At 41.4% G+C, this 19,975-nt stretch carries 11 protein-coding genes and 1 tRNA gene; 6 read left to right on the top strand and 6 right to left on the bottom strand.

Going from position 1 to position 19,975, the window contains the following annotated elements:
* Positions 1 to 67: 67 nt before the first annotated feature.
* A complete protein-coding gene (locus tag DEO27_RS10940; RefSeq protein WP_112566472.1) occupies positions 68 to 1,741 on the bottom strand; it encodes a capsule assembly Wzi family protein in 1,674 nt (557 codons plus the stop codon).
* Positions 1,742 to 2,380: 639 nt separating this feature from the next.
* Here DEO27_RS10940 and DEO27_RS10935 point away from each other — a divergent pair.
* Entirely contained in the window at positions 2,381 to 4,846 is a 2,466-nt protein-coding gene (locus DEO27_RS10935; protein WP_112566475.1) for a glutaminase family protein, read from the top strand.
* A gap of 295 nt (positions 4,847 to 5,141) precedes the next feature.
* Here DEO27_RS10935 and DEO27_RS10930 read toward each other — a convergent pair.
* Positions 5,142 to 5,228, bottom strand: a tRNA-Ser gene (locus DEO27_RS10930).
* Positions 5,229 to 5,402: 174 nt separating this feature from the next.
* Positions 5,403 to 5,765 (bottom strand): ArsR/SmtB family transcription factor, encoded by a 363-nt coding sequence (locus DEO27_RS10925; RefSeq protein WP_112566478.1) that lies wholly within the window; start codon positions 5,763 to 5,765, stop codon positions 5,403 to 5,405.
* 641 nt (positions 5,766 to 6,406) lie between these two features.
* Between DEO27_RS10925 and DEO27_RS10920 the strand changes: the two genes are divergently transcribed.
* Complete coding sequence (locus DEO27_RS10920; protein WP_112566481.1) at positions 6,407 to 7,573, top strand: hypothetical protein; 1,167 nt, start codon at positions 6,407 to 6,409, stop codon at positions 7,571 to 7,573.
* 15 nt (positions 7,574 to 7,588) lie between these two features.
* Here the strand turns inward: DEO27_RS10920 and DEO27_RS10915 are convergent, their stop codons facing one another.
* Positions 7,589 to 7,921, bottom strand: a complete 333-nt coding sequence (locus DEO27_RS10915) for an ArsR/SmtB family transcription factor (protein ID WP_112566484.1) — start codon at positions 7,919 to 7,921, stop codon at positions 7,589 to 7,591.
* 200 nt (positions 7,922 to 8,121) lie between these two features.
* Here DEO27_RS10915 and DEO27_RS10910 point away from each other — a divergent pair, with 200 nt between their 5' ends.
* The 4 genes from DEO27_RS10910 to DEO27_RS10895 all read left to right on the top strand — a co-directional run bounded on the left by DEO27_RS10910 (position 8,122) and on the right by DEO27_RS10895 (position 13,797).
* Entirely contained in the window at positions 8,122 to 10,908 is a 2,787-nt protein-coding gene (locus DEO27_RS10910; protein ID WP_112566487.1) for a TonB-dependent receptor, read from the top strand.
* 45 nt (positions 10,909 to 10,953) lie between these two features.
* Positions 10,954 to 12,396, top strand: coding sequence for a hypothetical protein (locus tag DEO27_RS10905; protein ID WP_112566490.1), 1,443 nt, complete (start codon positions 10,954 to 10,956; stop codon positions 12,394 to 12,396).
* Positions 12,397 to 12,487: 91 nt separating this feature from the next.
* Entirely contained in the window at positions 12,488 to 13,168 is a 681-nt protein-coding gene (locus DEO27_RS10900) for a helix-turn-helix domain-containing protein (RefSeq protein WP_112566493.1), read from the top strand.
* Between the two features lie 89 nt (positions 13,169 to 13,257).
* A complete protein-coding gene (locus tag DEO27_RS10895; RefSeq protein WP_112566496.1) occupies positions 13,258 to 13,797 on the top strand; it encodes a hypothetical protein in 540 nt (179 codons plus the stop codon).
* A 76-nt stretch (positions 13,798 to 13,873) separates the two neighbouring features.
* Here DEO27_RS10895 and DEO27_RS10890 read toward each other — a convergent pair whose 3' ends face one another.
* Positions 13,874 to 19,483, bottom strand: a complete 5,610-nt coding sequence (locus tag DEO27_RS10890; protein WP_112566499.1) for an alpha-2-macroglobulin family protein — start codon at positions 19,481 to 19,483, stop codon at positions 13,874 to 13,876.
* 66 nt (positions 19,484 to 19,549) lie between these two features.
* A complete protein-coding gene (locus DEO27_RS10885; RefSeq protein ID WP_112566969.1) occupies positions 19,550 to 19,954 on the bottom strand; it encodes a hypothetical protein in 405 nt (134 codons plus the stop codon).
* Between the last annotated feature and the right edge of the window lie 21 nt (positions 19,955 to 19,975).

Genomic DNA, 19,975 nt, shown 5'->3' with positions numbered 1-19,975 from the left:
TTTTTTTAATTTGTAATATAAGTAAGGTCTCGGTCAATAAACTTAAAATGAGCTCAAAAATTGTCCATCAATTAAAAAAATACGTAAAATTAATTCTTGCATGCAAATTGAATGTTGAGCCGTTTTTGTATTCATAATTGAGCGTGTAAACTGGGGTAGCCTCGGCAGAGATCAGGTAGTTCCTAAATTTCAGATTGGTATAAAATGTACCGGCAATATCCACCCAATGTAAGTTATAGGAATTGGTACCGGCAAAGGCCTGGTAATACAGATCATTGTTATGAAGCTGCCTTTCCAGCATTAAACCGTAAGAATTGTAATTTTTAAGGTAGCTTATATCAAAAATAAAGCTGTTCCCCCCGGGGCCAATACCTGCACCCACATATCTGCCATAATTGGTATATCCATCTCTGGGGCTTTGTGAATGAACATACCATGATGGTTCGTCACGAAGTAAATAAGTTGGAGCCCTTTGAAGCTGCGTTATTTCTGATTTAATTTGTATAAACCCTCCGCGACTAAGCTCAAATAACTTGCGGCCGCCAAATGTATATGCTGACGAATGCTCGGGTTCCTCTATTAAATCAGATAGGCTTCCGCTGCGATCATTACGCCCCCATTCAAAGTAAAGTTCGGCTTTATATAGCGGTAAAAGTTGCCTGATATTAAGTGTATATGCAAAATCCTGCTGGTCTCCATTTTGTCCGTTGGCCGCATTATTAGCTTTTTCAGAAGATCCGATAATAACAGGGATCGCTTTACGAATAATGCTTTTGTTATGATAAACAGAATCTTTATCAAGATAATCATAAGCAGAGGCGCCAAGGTATAGGCCTTTTAACCATTTAGGTTGCCAGTTTACGCTGTATGCCGATATATACCGGGTAACCTTAGGTTTAGGCACGTATGAATTGTTTCCGTATTTAAGCTTACTGACATCATCAGGTGCAAAGCCAGATTGTTTTAGGTTCCCCCCAATGATTTGCCACTCAAATGAACCTATAACTGTTTTGGCTGGTTTTGTAGAGTTGAATGTCCAGTGAAAAAAGCCGGGAGCCGAATTACTCATTGTAATAGAATTTCTTATACTTGGGCCCCACCACAAATTTTCTGTAGATACTCCGGCTTCTACACTTTTATATGATAACGTGATTTTTGATTGCCCAGGATAAAGGTGCTTTAAAGATGACGTGCCAAATCGTTCGGGAGCATCAATGCCATTTATCGTTCCAAAGTATGCACCCAGAAGCGCGGTGGAGTTATTATTGGCCTGTACATCGGCAAAGGTTGAAAAATTTTTGTTCTGCGCATAAACAAACTCAGGCTTTACCTGCACGGTCAATATACCGGCTTTTAGTGAAAACCCGCCGCTAAACATGCTCTGGTATCCGGCATTAGGATATAATGAGGAATTGTTATAGCCGTAAGGGCGGTTTACATTATATTCATTTAACCAATTGAAAGGAAGGATGCGTAAACCTGACTGCATCCCCATAAAATTGAATTTTAAGTACTCCGGACTTGCAATTAATGATTGGAGGTTTGAATTAGCAATAGTTGCAGCAACAGGCCTTATGACAAAAGATGAATGATTATTGCTATCTCCGGCTACCTGCTCCCTGCGTAGCAACTCCTCTGTGTAGCTTCCAACGGGTATTGTTTGGCCATAACCTTTTATTGAAGTAAAAAAGCACAGTATGAGAACAATATAAAAGGATCGGATAGTTATATTAGGGTTCATCTAAAAGAAAGGTTTAGGAATTAATAAATTAACCAAATGGTAATGTGAAAATATCTATATGTTATGTTGATTAAAGCTTAGGTGTACATTTACTAATCTTAAATCAATATTTTGCTATTGATTGATATTTCTATTAACAATTATCGGCTTTTTTTTAAAATTCTAAAACGTTTTTTAAAGTTTAATAAAAAAACTACAATTTGGTTACTTATACGACATGCTTAATCAAAACATTACAATAGCCTTGAATTAATTTTTAACAAAAGGTTTAGATGGTTTCTTGCAGTTATAAGATTTAGGACGTAGAAGCTTGGTTGATAGTGGTATTTCTGATTCTGTAACCAATGCTCTTTCATGTGTATCCTTTGGTAATATTCCAAATGATTTCATTGATGAATTAACGAAAGTAACCGCACTAAATATAGATTACCGAAGTTTGTATTGCCTCCCGATAATCAGGGATGGGGAAATTTACTTCTCGGTAGTTTCAACATACTATTTGCGGTGATAATACACTCCAAATAATAAAACAAGCTAAAATGAGACGATATGCATCGACTTTGACACAATACGAAGATATTCGGGTATAGCTTTTCTTTACTTTTACCGTCTGAGTAAAACATCAATTATACACTTTTCATGAATTCATCTAACCGATTAAAATTGTTGACACTACTGGCTTGTATCTGTATTACGGGCATAGTGCACGCGCAGGACAGAAAAGCCCCTGCTTATCCGCTTATTACGCATAATACTTATTTCAGTATCTGGTCTAACACGGATAAACTGAACTCTTCTACTACCACACATTGGACAGGTGCCGACCACTCGCTACTGGGACTGATCAACGTAGATGGTAAGATTTATCGTTTTTTAGGAAAAGAGCAAGTCAACTACAAAACCTTACTAAGTGCTTCAGACGAAGCATCATACGATGTTAATTACACCGAGAACAAACCGTCGGGTGACTGGACTTCTTTAAAATATAATACAGCAGGCTGGAAATCTGGCCAGGCCCCGATTGGTGATGATGAAAAAAATGTAAAAACGTTATGGAAATCGGACGATATTTGGGTAAGGCGTACGTTTAACTTAAGCACTGTTGCAGATATTAACGAGCTTTTCCTGAAACTAAACCACGATGACAATGTGGAGGTGTTTCTAAATGGCAGCAAGGTTTATGAAAAAAACGGGTGGACAAGCAGTTTTCAATATTTCCCTATCAGCAAAAAGCTTTTAAAGGCGGGGGGCAACGTGATCGCTATTCACCTGGCCAACTCGGCAGGTGGCCGCTTTTTAGATTTTGGACTTGTAGATAAGTTAAAAAACGGCACGGGGCCAATATTACTGGCCGATCAAAAAAGTGTTGATGTAAACGCCACGCGAACTGTCTACAATTTTACTGCAGGCGAGATCGACCTTCAGATGACCTTCACGTCTCCGTTGTTGCTAAATGATATGAAGCTGTTATCGCGCCCGGTATCGTACATCACTTATAAAGTGAATGCAAATGACAGTAAAAATCATGCGGTGAAGGTCTTCCTGGGAGCATCATCAGATATAGCCGTTTATCAACCTATGCAGGCGGTTACCGCGCAAAAATATAGCACCGAAAAACTCTCTGTATTAAAAGCCGGCACCGTTGAGCAGCCTGTTTTGCAAAAAGGTGGTGATGATATGCGGATTGACTGGGGATATTTTTACGTAGCTGCGCCAAAAGCAACAGGAGCGGTTCAGTTTATTACTAAAGGTTCAGAAGCTGCTAACGCATTCGCAAAAGGCGCTATTTTGTCAACAGTATCCCAGGGGCGTTCGCTTTCGTTAAATACAGTAGTCCCTTTCGGCAAGGTGGGTAAAACCGCTGTTGAACGTTTTATTGAATTAGGTTACGACGAACGTTTTTCGGTGCAATATTTCAATACCGATCTGAGGCCCTGGTGGAACAACTCTGGTAAAGCTACCATAGAAGGTGAACTAACAGACGCCAATAATGAATATCAGGCTGTTATGCAAAAATGTACAGCCTTTGATAAACAGGTTTATGCAGATGCCTTACGTTCGGGTGGCAAAGAATATGCTTATATATGCGTGTTGGCCTATCGTCAAAGCATAGCGGCCCATGCGCTGGTTAAAAGTCCGGCAGGTGAAACTTTATGGCTATCAAAAGAAAACAACAGTGGCGGCTTTATAAACACGGTTGATGTAACCTATCCATCGGCTCCGCTTTACCTGATCTACAGCCCCGAGCTGGTACAAGGCATGCTGAACGGTATTTTCCACTTCAGCGAAACCGGTAAATACCCGCATCCATGGGCCGCGCATGACCTGGGTACTTATCCAAAAGCTAACGGACAAACCTACGGCGAGCCTATGCCAATTGAGGAATCGGGTAACGTGATTACACTTTGCGCCGCCATAGCTAAAGTTGAAGGTAATGCCGACTATGCAAAAAAGCACTGGAAAACCTTAACGACATGGGTTGATTACCTGGCTAAGGAAGGATTAGATCCTAAAACCCAATTGTGTACTGATGACTTTGCCGGGCACCTGGCCCGCAATGCCAACTTATCGGTAAAAGCTATTGTAGCAATTGCTTGTTACGCTCAAATGGCAGAAACACTGGGCGAAGCTGAAACCGCTAAAAAATACCGCACCATAGCAGAAAGCATGGTACCCGAGTGGATAAAGATGGCTGATGCCGGCGATCACTACGCGCTTACCTTTGATAGTAAAGATACCTGGAGCCAAAAGTATAATCTGGTTTGGGACAAGGTATTAGGTTTGCACCTGTTTCCGCAAAAGGTATATGATACCGAAACCAAATACTATCTTACCAAAGGCAACAAATTTGGTATCCCGCTGGATAGCCGTAAAACATATACCAAAAACGATTGGATAACCTGGACCGCAACGTTTGCGCCTCAAAAAGACCAGTTTGAAGCGCTTATACATCCGCTTTACGTACACGCCCTGGAAACCCCTTCGCGCGTGCCGCTAAATGATTTTTACGATTCAAAAACCGGAATAAGGGAAAACTTTAAAGCACGGAGTGTGGTTGGAGGTTTTTATATGAAAATGCTGGCCGATAAATTAAAAGCAGAATAATTCCTTAATAAACCTATAAGAGCCCTGTCCCTTGTCTTGATAGGAGCAGGGTTCTTTTATTCACCTTGTTCAATTAACAAACGCCTATTATCAAAACGCCTTACCTCATACTATATGATTTATGCGGATAGGGAGTTCTTTCTTTATCCCACATAGCTCTGTAATATTCTTAAGATAGCCATTTACTTTCTTGTTTCACGATAGCAGCAATTCCCTGTCTTTTCGGCTTGCCTGTAAACAAGAAACGCCCCAAATTCTGTGATTTGAGGCGTTTTACAAAAACTTTATTTTGATGCGGAGAGTTAGGGATTCGAACCCCAGGAACCTTTAACAGTTCAACAGTTTTCAAGACTGCCGCAATCGACCACTCTGCCAACTCTCCGGGGACAAAAGTACAAATCTGAAGCGAATTGCCAAATCAGGAACGGTACTTTAAGCCCAAGTTAAGCCAATGTTACAACACACAGTCTGTTTATCAGATTATTAGAATTTTATTTTTTTTATAAAAAATCATTTTTGTCTCAGAAAATAGCTAAAAACAGCCCGTTTTTCATCATTAGCAACTCTGCAGATCGGGCTCAAACGTTCGCATACTATCAAACAGCATGGCAAAACCATCGGCCATTTGCTGAAATAACTGCTCATCGAGACTATATTTAAGTGAGTTACGTAAACCATGGGCTTTGATGATCCCCAACCGTCTTAATTCGGCCAGGTGCTTGGTTATCGTTTCGTGGTTAAAAGGAATACTATATAAACTTTCTTTGCCTACAGAATTGCCATTAGTCATGATAATACGCACAATAGCAATTCTTACGGGTAAGGCAAGGGCTTTTGCAAAATTGGCCAGTTCATTGTCGGTAGTTGAAAATTTTAGATCGAAATAAGGCATAACTAATCCATACGTTTTTAATTGCATTGTGCGGTGTTAACAGCATGTAATGCAGGTAATAAATAATTAAGGAAACATTGTAACAGGTATCAGCAGGAGAGGAACTCTGATAACTCAAATTTTCCAGGTACGGATAATAGAAAGGATATTAGCTGTATAAAAGATTTTGTGAGCCCGAAACCTGTTCGGATCGTCAATTTTTGTCAGGCACCTGAAAGGACATAATTCACAAACACGTATTAACCTGAACTGGTTACTTAAAGCGACTAAGTTTTTACCAAAGATGACGCGCGGACGTGATAGAAACAGAACAGGGATCGATTTACTGTTAGTTGCGCTTGAAATAACAGGGGTATTTTGCTTTACCTGATTGCCTGCAGTAAAGTGTTGCCCGGTTTTAGTATGACCGGCAACTTTAGGGCAACGTGTAACATATAAGCACGAAAAAAAGAAGTACCCTATTGCTATAAATAAACAAAGTATTCTTTTTCCTAATGATATTGACCTCATGAACCGGTTTTTCAAACATCAAAAATAGGGTTGCAATGTTATGATTGTGTTCCTAAATGATTAAAATAACATTAACCAATTCGGCGTTAATTTGTAACTTGTATATAAATTATGAACCGGGTACTCGACTGATGACCAGATGCGTTAAAATATTATTCATGTGCTTGTTGCTTTTGAGTACAGTTAACCTGCGCGCGCAAAGTAGCAGAAGGATTTGTTTTGCCTTTTATGACGGAACCTTTAATGCCGAAGTTGATACACAGACAATCGTGACTACTGGTCCCGTGTTATCAGAACAGAGTATAAAAGACTTTTACCATGCTGGTAGTACAGGAGGTTATAGATCTTTGCTTACAGCATTGCAAAACTACAAGGAAAAGCATCAACTTAACGACTGGCTTTATTACCAGCTTGTGCGTAAAACAGCACAGCAAATAGCTCCCAAAGAAAAAAACTACAACAACTATACCTTATACAAATGGTTCCTGATGGTTAAATCGGGTTATGATGCGCGGTTGGCCCTCGCCGGGAAGAAGATCATTTTTTATGTCTACAATAATGAGGATATATCTGATATTCCTTCGTATACGGTTAATAATAAAAAATACATGTGCCTTAACATTCATGACTATCCGGGTACTGATCTAACAACTCAGCCAGCTACTCCTGTTGATATCGATGTTTCAGGGGCTGTAAACCCGTTTTCATACAAGGTTACCCGGATGCCTGATTTTACTCCGGCAGATTACATCGAAAAAGATCTGCAGTTTACTTATCAGCATAAGGCATACTATTTCAAAATTAAGCTCAATCCGCTGGTTGATTCTATTTTCAGGAATTACCCTGTTGTGGATTTTGAATCCTATTTCAATATTCCATTGAGTAAGGAAACCTATGGCTCGCTGATTCCTTTACTTAAACAAAATGTGAGCAGAATGGATACAAAAAAAGGAGTTGACTACTTGATGCGTTTTACCCGTTATGCCTTTTTATATGAAAACGATGAAATGAATTTTGGTCGCGAAAAGCGCCTAAGTCCAGAAGAAACCCTGTTTGCTCAATACAGTGATTGCGATGATAGGGCCGGCTTGTTCTTTTATTTGGTGAAGGAAATATACAATTTGCCTATGATAGCGGTTTTATACCCAACTCATATAACTATGGCAGTTCAGTTTGATAAACCAGTTGGGAAACCTTTGCTTTATAAGGGAAAAGCATACTCATTTTGCGAACCTACCCCACAGTTACATGATCTTAAGATTGGGCAGGTATCAGCATCGCTAAAGCAGGTACCTTATAAAATTGTGTACGAATATAACCCATAAGAATAGGAGGGTTGCCTATCCAACCTTTTGTTCAGCGTTATTAATGGCGCTTAACATATTCTCAAATTGAGCAGTATACCGGTTCCAGGTAGGCCAGTTAACATCATACAATGATTTCTTACCGTCAATAGCAACGGTGATCAACCGGGCATCCATCAATTCCTTTAAGTGGTGGGATACTGTAGGTTGTGCCAATGGAAGTATCTCAACTATTTCGCCGCAGGTAAAATGCTTATGCTGGGCTAAAATACGCATAATAGCAATCCTTGCGGGATGCGACAGCGCTTTTGCTACCATTGATAAATCCTGATCTGTTGCGGCAAACTCAGCCTTTTTATGATTAGCCATGTTTAAATGTGAGTTACAAATATATAACCCATATTTAAAAATGAATAATTGAACCTCTAATACTTCATTTAATCTTCATGATATTGGATAAAATCTAAAACTTTAGATTTAATTTAATATTTAAGATATTCGATTTGATAATTTTGAGTTAACATAAATTTAATTTAACGAGGATACTTTTGACCCGTTATTAAAAATTTATGAAGTCAAAATCTTTACTCCTGCTAATCTTATCCGTATTTTTCTTTACACTGAAAATATCTGCGCAAGGTAATGGCAAGATCATTGGCAAGATCATCGATCAAAAAACCAGTGAAACGCTTATTGGCGCAACTGTGGGTATTGACGGCACAACAAAAGGCGCTGCTGCCAATGTAGATGGTCGTTACGTGCTTACCGATGTAAAACCGGGTAAATACACCTTAGTTATTAAATACATAGGCTATCAAACCAAATCAATTTCGGATGTTGAGGTTAAAGCCGGTCAGGTTACTACGCTCGACATTGCGATGGCTTCCGGAGCTACAACAGCACTTAAGGAGGTTGTAGTGAAATCAACCTATCGTCAGGCTTCAGTTGCTTCACTATATGCCACTCAAAAAAACAGCGCTTCTATTTCTGACGGGATTTCTTCTGAGCTTATTCGCCGAGCGCCAGACCGCAATACCAGCGACGTGTTAAAAAGGGTAAGCGGTACTACAATCCAGGACAATAAATTTGTAATTGTAAGGGGCTTGAGCGACAGGTATAACAGCGCGTCACTTGATGGCGCTCCATTGCCAAGCACCGAGCCTAACCGTAAGGCATTTTCGTTTGATATCGTTCCTTCAAACCTTGTTGAGAATATAGTGATCAGCAAAACCGCCACTCCTGATCTTCAGGGTGATTTTGCTGGTGGTAGCGTTCAAATACAAACCAAAGATATTCCTGATCAAAACTTTGTAAGTCTTAATGTCGGCGTGGGCTATAATTCTCAGAGCACATTCAAAGATTTTCAGAACGGATACCGCAATGCCAGCGATTACTTTGGCTTTGACAATGGTACACGTAAACTGGTTAGCAATTTCCCTACAACAAACCAGATCGTTAACCGCCAGCTCAGCCAAACCCAAACCATCCAGTCAATCAACAGTCTTAACAACGATTTTAGTATCTACAGAAGTAATGCTCTACCTACTCAAAACTATCAGCTAACCGTAGGTAATGTGCAGGAGATTGGCGCCAACAAAAACAGGTTTGGTACAACGGTATCGTTAACTTACCGTAACTCGCAAACTACTGTTCCCGATTTGATACAACAGTTTGATAACTATGATTATCACAGTGCCCAATACAAATTCTCAACAAATATAGGTGCGTTGGCCAACTTTGCTTACAGTTTTGGTAAAAACAAAATCACGTTCAAAAACCTCTACAACCGTACGTTTGATGACCAGTTTACTTACCGTACAGGTTCAAACACCAGCGATGGCAGCTATGACTCGCGTTTTTATGCTAATGATTTGTTAGAAAAATCATTATTAAAAAGCACACTTGAGGGCGAGCATGGCTTGGGCGCGAAAAACTCAAAAATTAAATGGAACCTGGGCTTTAGCAATATCATTAACGATCAGCCGGATCAGCGTAAAACCAATTACAGGCAAGGTGCTGCAGGCGAGCCATTCTACGCACAGGTTACCGGTTTGGCTAAACAAAATGCCCGTGTATTTTCTCATCTGAACGAAAACATTTACTCAGGTAAGGTAGATTATTCGGTTCCTGTTGATCTGTTTAAACAAAGTACATTGAAGCTGGGTGTTTACTCGCAATATCGTAAGCGCGATTTTAACGCGCGTTTCCTTGGCTTGGTTATCAATACAAGTAATACTCAATACGATATTAACACTATCCTTCAGCGACCAATTCAAACCATATTTGGCCCTAACCTGATCAATAACGGTTTGTACTCGCTTGACGAAATTTCAAACCCTACCGACAGGTATGATGCGAACAGCTGGACTAACGCCGGTTACGCCATGCTCGATAGCAAATTCAGCGAAAAGATACGCGTTGTTTATGGTTTAAGGGTCGAGAAATTTGATCTTAAACTGCATACCGAAGAAACAGATATGCAGCAGCCGCGTGCACAATTAAATAACACGGATTTCCTTCCTTCGATAAACTTTACATATGCTTTAACGCAGAGGGCTAATTTCAGGGCATCGTACTACCGTACGCTGGCCAGACCCGAATTCAGGGAATTGGCGCCGTTTGCATTTTATGATTACGAATTGCTGGCTACTTTACAGGGTGAACCAAATCTAAAACGCACGTTGATTGATAATGCCGATTTACGATATGAGTTTTATCCTGCGGCCGGTCAGATCTTTTCGATATCTGCTTTCTACAAAAAATTCCAAAATGCTATTGAGCCTAAAATAGAAGACTCTAACTCGTCAACTACCATCAGCTATTTTAACTCAAAATCGGCTTATGTATATGGTTTTGAATTAGAGGCGCGGAAAACACTTGATTTCATTAACGGTGGCAACTTCTTTAAAAACACAACAGCTTACGCCAACTTCTCGCTTAACCGCTCAAAAGTGACCAACCCGAATGACGGTATTGTACGTCTTGAAAAAAGCCGTCCGCTGGTAGGCCAATCACCTTATGTTATCAACGCGGGCTTACAACACAACGAACTTGATAATAAGCTATCTATCAATGTACTGTACAACAGGCTTGGCAAACGTATTTTTTATGCCGGTGGCGAAAGGTTTTCGAGTGTTTACGAGCAACCACGTAATGTGCTCGATTTCCAGATCGGCTATAAAGTACTGAAAAGCAAAGGGGAGATTAAATTCAGTGCAAGTGATGTGTTAAACCAGAAATACAATTTTATATACGAGCTTGATGGCAAGCCATACATTCCATCCGGAACAGGCTATACCTTCAAAAGCTACCTGCCAGGTGCAAACTATGCCCTGTCATTTAACTACACATTTTAAGAAAAGAACATAATAAAAACAACTGATTCCAAAAAAGCAAAAATTATGAAAAAACAGGGATTATTTTTAACACTTGTTGTCGGCCTTTTTATCGCGGCTTGCGGTAAGAAAGATGCTGTGATCGATCCAAACCCACCAACCGGTGGCGGTTCAGACAACAATGTTGTTACTGTAACCGGCGACATCGCAGCCAACACTACCTGGAAAGCTGACAAAATTTATTTAATTAAGGGCTTCGTTTATGTAACTGACGGCGCTACTTTGACTATCGAACCTGGTACCCTGATAAAAGGTGATAAAGCAAGCAAAGGTACTTTGACCATCACCCGCGGTTCTAAAATCATGGCTGTTGGTACTGTTGATAAACCAATTGTATTTACTTCTGCATTTGAAGCCGGTGCCCGTTCAAACGGCGACTGGGGCGGTTTAATCCTTTTGGGTAAAGCTCCGGTTAACCAAGGTGACAACGTAGGTATTGAAGGTGGTTTAGATGCTAAAGGTAATGCTGCTAAATATATCCAATATGGTGGTACCGATGTAAATGACAACTCTGGTACGCTTAAATATGTACGTGTTGAGTACGCTGGTATTCCTTTTTCACCAGATAACGAAATTAACGGTATCACTTTTGGTGGTGTAGGTAAAGGTACAACTATCGACTATGTTCAGGTTTACCGTTCTGGTGATGACGCTTTTGAATGGTTTGGTGGTACGGTAAATTGTAAACACCTTATAGCCATGGGTAGCTTAGATGACGATTTTGATACCGATTTTGGTTTTGCCGGTAAAATTCAGTTTGGTTTAAGCCAGCGTTTTAAAACTATTGCAGATATCTCTGGTTCAAACGGTTTTGAAAGCGACAACGATGGTTCAGGTTCTGATAAAACACCACAAACTTCTGCGGTATTCTCTAACATGACTATGTTAGGCCCATACACTAAGTCTGATGAAACCAACGTTAACGCAAACTATCAGCATGGTGCACAAATCCGTCGTAACTCTGCTATAAGCTGCTTCAACTCAATTTTTTCTGGTTATGCGGAAGGTATCTATATCGACGATTCAAAAGTTACTACTCCTAACTCAACTTCAACTAACTACACCGCAGGCCGTTTAGTATTTAAAAACAACCTGGTTTTAGGCAGCAACAAAAAAGGTAACGAAGTTAAAGGTGAAAACAAAACTTTATTTGAAACCAAACTTAGGGCCGAGAACGTATTTAATGCTGCTATTTATGCAGATGCGGTTATCAATTCACCGTTCAAATTCTCATCTGATTTTGCAAACGCGGGCACGCCTGACTTTACCGTTAAAGCGGGTTCAATTGCCGCTTCAGGTGCTGCATTTACTGATGCAAAAGTAACTGATACATTCTTTGATAAAGTTGATTATAAAGGTGCTTTCGGTTCAACCGACTGGACTGCTGGCTGGGCTAACTTTGACCCTCAAACAATGCCATATACTACAGCAGGTGCTGTGAAAAAATAATTTGGTACACCCTCAAAAAAAGGTTCCCCGGTAATTGGGGAGCCTTTTTTTGTTATTGTTACATCCTGCTATTTCTGCCCCGAAACATACAATGCCGTCTCCAAAATATACTGAAACCGATAGCGAACTTGCCTGGTTTGCCCGTTTACTGGCTTTGCCTGTGCGGGTTTACATTGTCCGAAAAATTATTGAAAATAATAACGCGATAAGTAAAAAGGACATTTGCAATGTGCCATTTGAGATGGAGAATATCCTGAAACATATAACTGAGCTTAAGGCGCTCGGGCTCGTGAAAACCAACGGATCTAAGCTCAATACCATCTACAGTGTTGACATTGCTTTGTTTAACCGCGTTGTAGGCAAGTTTGTATCCCTTTTTGGTAATTTGAATACGGTTATCGATTTGCCTGTGATCGCGGAATTACCCGAAACCATGCAGGAAAAAGAAGAGCCAGTTACAAACGCGACTTATACTGCAAGTTTTGGTGAGTTAATAAAAAGATACAGACGCTCGCTCAAGATGTCGCAGGAAGAGTTGGGGCGACTTGTTGGTATCGACCGCTCGGAACTTAGCCGTATTGAATGCGGGAAGAAAAGCCCCGGAGCTGAAAAACTGCCTTTATTGTCGCGAGCCCTCAAAACAGATATAGATACACTTAGTAAAGAGTATTATAGTTTCAGAATAGTGAACCTTATTGAAGAAAGTGGTTTTAGTGGTATTGTACTTGAAAGCGCGTTGGCTAAAATGAATTATTTGTTTGCGGCCGGCTGACAGACAGTTTGTTAACGTAAACTTAACGCGCTTTTTTGTAGCATAACGCTTAGGATAAACGTAAGGGTTTATACAAATTAACCTTAAGCATGAAATCAAAACTTATCCTGCCATTATTACTGCTTAGTAGTACCTCGTTGTTTCATTCCTGTAGTAAACAAAAGAGCGAAAAAAATCAGCCTGCCATAGATGGTAAAAACTTAACGACCTGTGGCGAAGGATCTAACTGTAGTTTTTTATTTACCGAACAAGCTGATTTTGAAGGGTACACCACCCTTAAACCAGGGGTATTCCGCGTATTTTGGAGTAGCCAGCGTACATCAGGTATTACGACTACTTTATACATCAAAGCGCCTATGCAGGGCAAAAGCTTTTCACTAACTAAAACTGATATAATTGGCGGCAAGATCCAGTTTAATCGGTCATGTCCGGCATGCCTTATGTATGAAGCGCCGTTTAAACCTGTAGATGGCTACGTTAAAGGTATCAATACCACTCCAAATAACCGGGCTGATCAAACAAAATGGTTGGTAGAAGCAAAAATCTTTTTACAGGCCGATGGGATCCCACAATTAAAAGACACAGTTTTTGTCAAACAATATTTTGACCCTAATTTTGTGATTGACTAAGAGTTTGTCATTATCCTGCAGTAAATTCCTAAAGCCTTACGAAGTTTCCAAAACTTCGTAAGGCTTTTTTTTGGGACTACTTTACAACCTCAACCCATTGACCTTTTAATAAACTGCTGATCTGGTTGTTATACATCGCCTCGCAATAAACTGCCGGTAGATAGTATTTGCCGGTATAAGCCGCATTCAGCATCACATAATAGGTTGATTCCTGGCCTTCATATAAGCTGAAATAAGTATTTACCCTGTCATCGCGGATATCACGATAATCGGAAGGGGACGATTTAAAAGCTTCATCTCCAAGCAGGCGGGTGTTTAATATTTCCCAACCCGAAGGGAAGATCTGGGTAAGCGCCAGATTATCGTATCTGCCGCGTTTGCCCGGATTTTTGATATTTACCTGGGCTACAAAATCTGTTCCCTGTTTTAAGGATGATGGATCTATCGGTTTTCCTTTAAGCGAGAAATAGCCAACGCGCATCTGTAAAATATCGGGATTGATAATTGATTGGCTATCCTGTCCTGATGATGGTTGTCCTCTTTGTATTAACCTGATGTACAGCTTGTTATTGCTATTATTTTTAAGGTAAACTTTACCGCCATTAGCTGTTAAAATACCTTGCCACAGATAAGAAGTTGTACTTATGGTGGTTTTAGTACTGCCATTAGTGTAGTTAAATTCGAGCTTACCGGCTGGTTTATTTTGTCCGTAAAATTGTGCCAGCGCTATCAGCGAGTAGGCCGTAGTTTGGGTGCTATACCAATCATCCTGCGATAGGCGGGCGGCTACGGTATGCACCAGTCCGGCGGCTTTTTGTTTTTGATCCAGTAGGGTAAGGGTTTCCAATATCATAGCCTCATCGCGTAAATCGGAGCCATAAGTACCAAACAGGCTGTTGTATGGCTTAATCGTGGTCGATAGTTTCGATATCATCTTTAAACCAACTTCAGGTTGTCCTGCAAGTTTATAGGCAGCAGCAAGTCGCCATGCAGCGGCATCGCTCAACAAGGCAAATTCACGTAACCGGTTCATCGCACCCATTTCCGGCGAGCGGGCAAGGGCAAGCAGATATAAACGATAAGCTTGCGTCAGATCATCTTCATAATAATACGGCTGCTTCCTGGGCACCCAGGTCAGGGCTTTTTCCCTCTGGTATTTCTTCCAGCGGTCAATAAAGCCTATAGGCATGCTATATCCTTTGGCCTGAGCAGCTAACATAAAATGCCCGGCATAATTGGTGCCCCATTCGTTGGCTTCGCCACCGTCCGGCCAGTAGCTTAAGCCACCGCCTTGCACCTGGAAGCCGTTAATCCTATCAATGGTGGCCTTAATATTTCGGTCGGTTTCGGCGCGTTGTTTAGGAGAAAGATCAAGCAATTGGTTCAGATACAATTGCGGGAATGCCGATGACGTGGTTTGCTCCACACAACCATGTGGGTATTCTATCAAGTAATCCAAACGTTTTGAAAGGTTTAATGGCGGGATATAAGCCACCTCAAGTGTAGCTTTATTGGTTCCGTTGATGCCAACCGGTTGATAGTCGGTATTCCAAGCCTCACCAGGCGCAAGTTCTTTCTGTATAATTCTTGTAATAGGAGGGTTAGGGTTCCGGACGTTAAGATCAACGTCATACACCGCTGTTTCTGAGCCACTTTTGGCAATTACCTTTACTTTGCCAACGCCAACGAAATCTTTAACGTTTAAATCAAAGGTCACCAGTTGGTCGCCGGGTTTATCAAAAGTCAGCGTTTTTTGATTGTTGCCACCCAAATTGCTGAAGGCATTGCTCTGTACCTGCAGGCTTACGGTTTTGATATTGTTTTCCATCGCGAACACGGTAACCGGCAGTTGAATACTTTCTGACGGACCAAGCACACGGGGCAAGGTAGCCAGGATCATCAACGGCTTTTTAACCGCTACGGCTTTTTCGGCAATACCATAAGCGCCGTTATGACCTGCTACTATCATGGCCTTAACGGAGCCTACATACTGAGGCAATGTAAAGCGCTGTGTTTGCTTTTCACCGGCATTGAGGTGGAAAGGGCCAAGAAATTTCACAACAGGCTTAAAGCGGTTTACAGACACATTTTTGTTGTTACCCAGGTTTCCGTCACCACCGATGCTCAAGATCCGCTCCAAACCGCCGCCAAACGCGCCTATCACATAATCAAACAAGTCCCAGGTTTTTACGCCCAAAGCTTCGTGGGCATAAAAAGTGTCATGCGGATCTGAAATTTTATAATTGGTGATATCCAGTAAGCCTTCGTCTACAATAGCGATGGTGTAGGTCATTTCCTTGCCCGATGCTTCTGAAACGGTAATGGCTGATTGTGTTTCCGGTCTGATCTTGTCTGGCATACTGATAATTGGTTTCAGTATGGTTTCCGGATTTTCTACCTGTAACGGAATAGCGCCATACATCCGGATGGGCAGGTCATTAACCGTTTGCGAGTGTTTTTGCAGCAGTGTAACGTTTACAAAAACGTTTGGCGCCATGGTTTCGTCAACTTTGAATGAATAACGGGTCTGCCCTTTTTTTGTATCTATCCAGGTGGTTTTTAAAACCTTGCTGCCGTTCTCAAAACTGATCAGCGCGCGGCCGGCCTCACCTGTTGGAATAGTCAGTGTAGCTTCTTCTCCAACCTTATACGTTTGTTTATCTGAAGTGAAAGATAACATTGCGGCTTCTGTAGGATTGGTGGATTGCAACCTTTCCGACCAGTTTGGCCAGTCAACGTAAATAATTTTGCCTGTTGAATGCCCGGTTTGTTCATCTTTTACTTTGATGAGGTACCGGCCCCAATCGGCTTTGTTGATGCGTAGCTTCCATTGGCCCGAGCCATTGGTTAACCGCACACTTTCGGTTTTGATGAGCTTATTATACTTATCCTGGGTAAAGTTGCTCATTTCATTGCCGGTTTGATCCCACCACCAGCGCCATTGCACTTTATACAATTCAACCTGTACGTCGCGGGTTCCCGGAAGGGCGTTGCCGTTTACATCCACATCGGCAATATCTACCATGTGGTCTTTATCAGTAACCAGCATACCCGACAGATTGCTTCCCGAAGGCGTTTTAACACCAACATAGCCTTGATAAACATTGTAAGGCATGCTTACCTGGTTTATGCTGAAATTACCGCCAGGCTCAAACACCTTAACCAGGAAGTTTGCGCGCAATTGCCCCGGGGCCTGTTTCTCTACGTTTACGTTGGCATCAACATCGGCTGTGCCTGTTTCGCTTAACTTGCCATCAAAAACGGTTTGTACCTGTGTATTAAAGGCAAGTGTAGGGTCATCAAAAACATAATCTTTATATTTTTTGAAGCTTGTATTTTGTGCCGATAAGTAAGCATCTACCTTAGCCTTTAAATTTTGTGCCGCACCGCCAAAAAGCCACTGCGCACTCAACTTGCCATTGGCATTATTGCCTTTGGTTAATTCCGAAGCGCCGCCGAAGGAAAGGTTAAGCTTAAGCCTGTTCGGCATTATCGTTTCAACCTTTATCTTTTTCTCAAATACAGCGCCGCCCACTTTAACCTTGGCTGTCCAGTTACCGGTAGGGGAAGAGGTTTCGGTTGCGGTATGAAAACTGTAAAAACCATCTAAACTTTTGGTTTGGGTAATACGCCTGTAAAGTTTATCACTTGGGTCATAAAGCTCAAATTCAACCGGATGATCGGCCGGTAGCGTTTTTAATTTATCTTCCAGGATAAAAGATGTATAAATGGAATCGCCCGGACGCCAAACACCTCGCTCGCCGTAAATAAATCCTTTAAGGCCGTTCTGTACTTCTTCGCCACCAACATTAAACCGTGACAAGGGGAGTGAGCTGCCGTCGTCAAGCTTTAAATAACCACGTTGTGAACCTTTCTTAGCCACCAATAAATAAGGCTTACGCTTCAGGTCGAACTTAACCAGACCGTCGCCGTCAGTAGTACCTTTGTAAATCACCTGTTTTTGATAATCAAGCAATTCCAGATCTACATTATTCATTGGCTCCGCCGTTAAGATATTGGTAACGGCTATCAGCATGCTGTTGTCATTGCCCCGTTTGGCTATAAGGCCAATATTTGATGCTATGACGTTGCGGGTAGCCCAGCGCTGTTTGCTGTAATAGGAATCTGTACAGGCATCATCGCGTTCCTGCCAGTTATAGCCTTCGGGATAGTAATTGTCATATCGCTTCCAGAAATCATCGTCCTCGTCATTTACTTTTGATGTATTGTCGCTGTATTCGCCGCCATAATAACCTTCATCTTCGCTATCGTCACCATTATCTTTTTGAACTTTGCCACTATGGATCTTGCAATTGAACAAGGAGTATGATCGCCTGAAACCGATCACCACGCGGTATATAGCGCCCGGCTCGGTGCGGATCATCTGATCAAGATCGAGCATGAAGCGGTTCTTCTTGTTCAGGTTAAGGCCTTTATCAGTATCCAAACGGATTGTTTTTTGGATTATTGGTTTACCAACCTGTCTTAGCTCGGCACTACCGTCGAAGCCGTTACTTTGGAAGTATTGGGGAACGTTGTTTTCGTAAATCTTGATGATCGTAACGTCTACAGCGTTCAGGTTCACTGCTTCAAAAGGCATCATGATGCGGCCCGAGTCGGGCAGGATGACACCTTTGCCCGGTATGCTAACGGCGGGTAAGCGGTTTTCAAAAAACAGGTTAGCGGTATAGCCTTTAGTGATCCTTTTTAAAAGCGTGTTTTTGATACCCTCGTTTACTGTCACCGTGTAATCGCCCTGCAGGCGGTCAGGAGCGTAAACTTTTACGAGGCTGCCATCAATGCTGTATGCGGGATCGGTTATATTGTTAATACTGATGAGCCCGTTAAGTTCCTGCCCTACCAAAATATTGTCCGAAAATTGGACTTCAACATATTGGTCATTGTCCTGTACCGCGCGAATGTTCAATACTTTGAAGTCGCCGATAGCGGGAACCTCGAAATTCTGGCTGCCCTTTTTATCTATGCCAATGCTGCTGCCATCCCAGTTAATAACAAGCGGACTACCTTTTCCTGCAACACGGGTTAAGCCGGTTATGGTAAAATGATGGTTTTTATGAGCCGCATCATGCTCCCAGTTTATTTTAACCGGCGAATCATAATTAGGTACCAGGAGTTTATCAACGGCAGATGGATCTTCAGCATCGGCTGTCTGGATATCACCGGTCAGTTTCATTTCGGTGTTTGAGGTACTGCTGGCCGTTTGCATACCGATGAATGATACCGTAAAATCGGGCTGAATGACCTGGAAGCTAAATTTAAAGTGTTCAAAGCTACCTGGTACGTCAATTAGCTTGCTCAACTTAAAATCGGCCGTATAGTTTTTACCCGGATCGAGTTTTTCGTCGGGCCTAAACTCGATAGTACGCGCATCTATCCAGATGGCTTTTCCTTTTATGGATGGAGAGAAATTAAACAGATCGTCGGTTATTTCCTCATTTTGCTGATGGGTTACCTGCACGTCGCTGGCTAACCGGATACGGATTGGGCTTTGTTTGGAAACAACACCGGTGGTGTACGACTCGATATACTTGCTGAAAGCAGGGTCGACAACTGTTTTTTTATGGCCAATGGCTACCAGGTATACGATGAGTAAAACAAGGCTAACAGTGGTGATAACAGTGATTAAGGTTCGGCGTCTGCGGAATTGACTATATCCGTTTTCCATGAAATAGGTTTATTTATTATCAGGTAAATTATAAAATTTATGACAATAAATAATTTAAAGCAAAAATTATTTTATCATAACTCCGGGCTTATTTAAAACCGGGATCTTGATAAAATTCATCTCTACAATGCTTTCCGGAAGGAAAATAAACTTCTTGTCAAAAATGTCTTTGCCGATATAATAGCTCAGCCAGTACTCGTTATTGAGGCCAAATGTTTGCTCATCAATAGGTTCAATAAGTTTATATGCCTGGCTGTCAACAACAGGGATCATGTGCCGCAGGGTGGAGGTTTTTACCTGCTCGCCGTCTTTTTCACCATAACCTCTTGAGGTAATAAGTACATTTTCAATCGGCTCATTTTTAAGGTTAATGAGATATACATACCATACCTTACTTTCCACACTCTCACTCTCTAATGCTACCGCGATAGCAATATCCTTTACATTATTTTCGGGCAGGTCTTTTTTCATATTTTGGTCGATTAAGTTAAT

The sequence above is a fragment of the Mucilaginibacter rubeus genome (genome assembly GCF_003286415.2).
GTDB lineage: Bacteria > Bacteroidota > Bacteroidia > Sphingobacteriales > Sphingobacteriaceae > Mucilaginibacter > Mucilaginibacter rubeus_A.
The sequence above is the reverse complement of the archived record's forward strand: the minus strand, read 5'-3'. Positions and strand labels throughout refer to the sequence as shown.

Bases quoted from the DNA above. Each gene is read 5' to 3' on its own strand.
- DEO27_RS10940 (WP_112566472.1), bottom strand. From the start codon at position 1,741: ATGAACCCTAATATAACTATCCGATCCTTTTATATTGTTCTCATACTG.
- DEO27_RS10935 (WP_112566475.1), top strand. From the start codon at position 2,381: ATGAATTCATCTAACCGATTAAAATTGTTGACACTACTGGCTTGTATC.
- DEO27_RS10925 (WP_112566478.1), bottom strand. From the start codon at position 5,765: ATGCAATTAAAAACGTATGGATTAGTTATGCCTTATTTCGATCTAAAA.
- DEO27_RS10920 (WP_112566481.1), top strand. From the start codon at position 6,407: ATGTGCTTGTTGCTTTTGAGTACAGTTAACCTGCGCGCGCAAAGTAGC.
- DEO27_RS10915 (WP_112566484.1), bottom strand. From the start codon at position 7,921: ATGGCTAATCATAAAAAGGCTGAGTTTGCCGCAACAGATCAGGATTTA.
- DEO27_RS10910 (WP_112566487.1), top strand. From the start codon at position 8,122: ATGAAGTCAAAATCTTTACTCCTGCTAATCTTATCCGTATTTTTCTTT.
- DEO27_RS10905 (WP_112566490.1), top strand. From the start codon at position 10,954: ATGAAAAAACAGGGATTATTTTTAACACTTGTTGTCGGCCTTTTTATC.
- DEO27_RS10900 (WP_112566493.1), top strand. From the start codon at position 12,488: ATGCCGTCTCCAAAATATACTGAAACCGATAGCGAACTTGCCTGGTTT.
- DEO27_RS10895 (WP_112566496.1), top strand. From the start codon at position 13,258: ATGAAATCAAAACTTATCCTGCCATTATTACTGCTTAGTAGTACCTCG.
- DEO27_RS10890 (WP_112566499.1), bottom strand. From the start codon at position 19,483: ATGGAAAACGGATATAGTCAATTCCGCAGACGCCGAACCTTAATCACT.
- DEO27_RS10885 (WP_112566969.1), bottom strand. From the start codon at position 19,954: ATGAAAAAAGACCTGCCCGAAAATAATGTAAAGGATATTGCTATCGCG.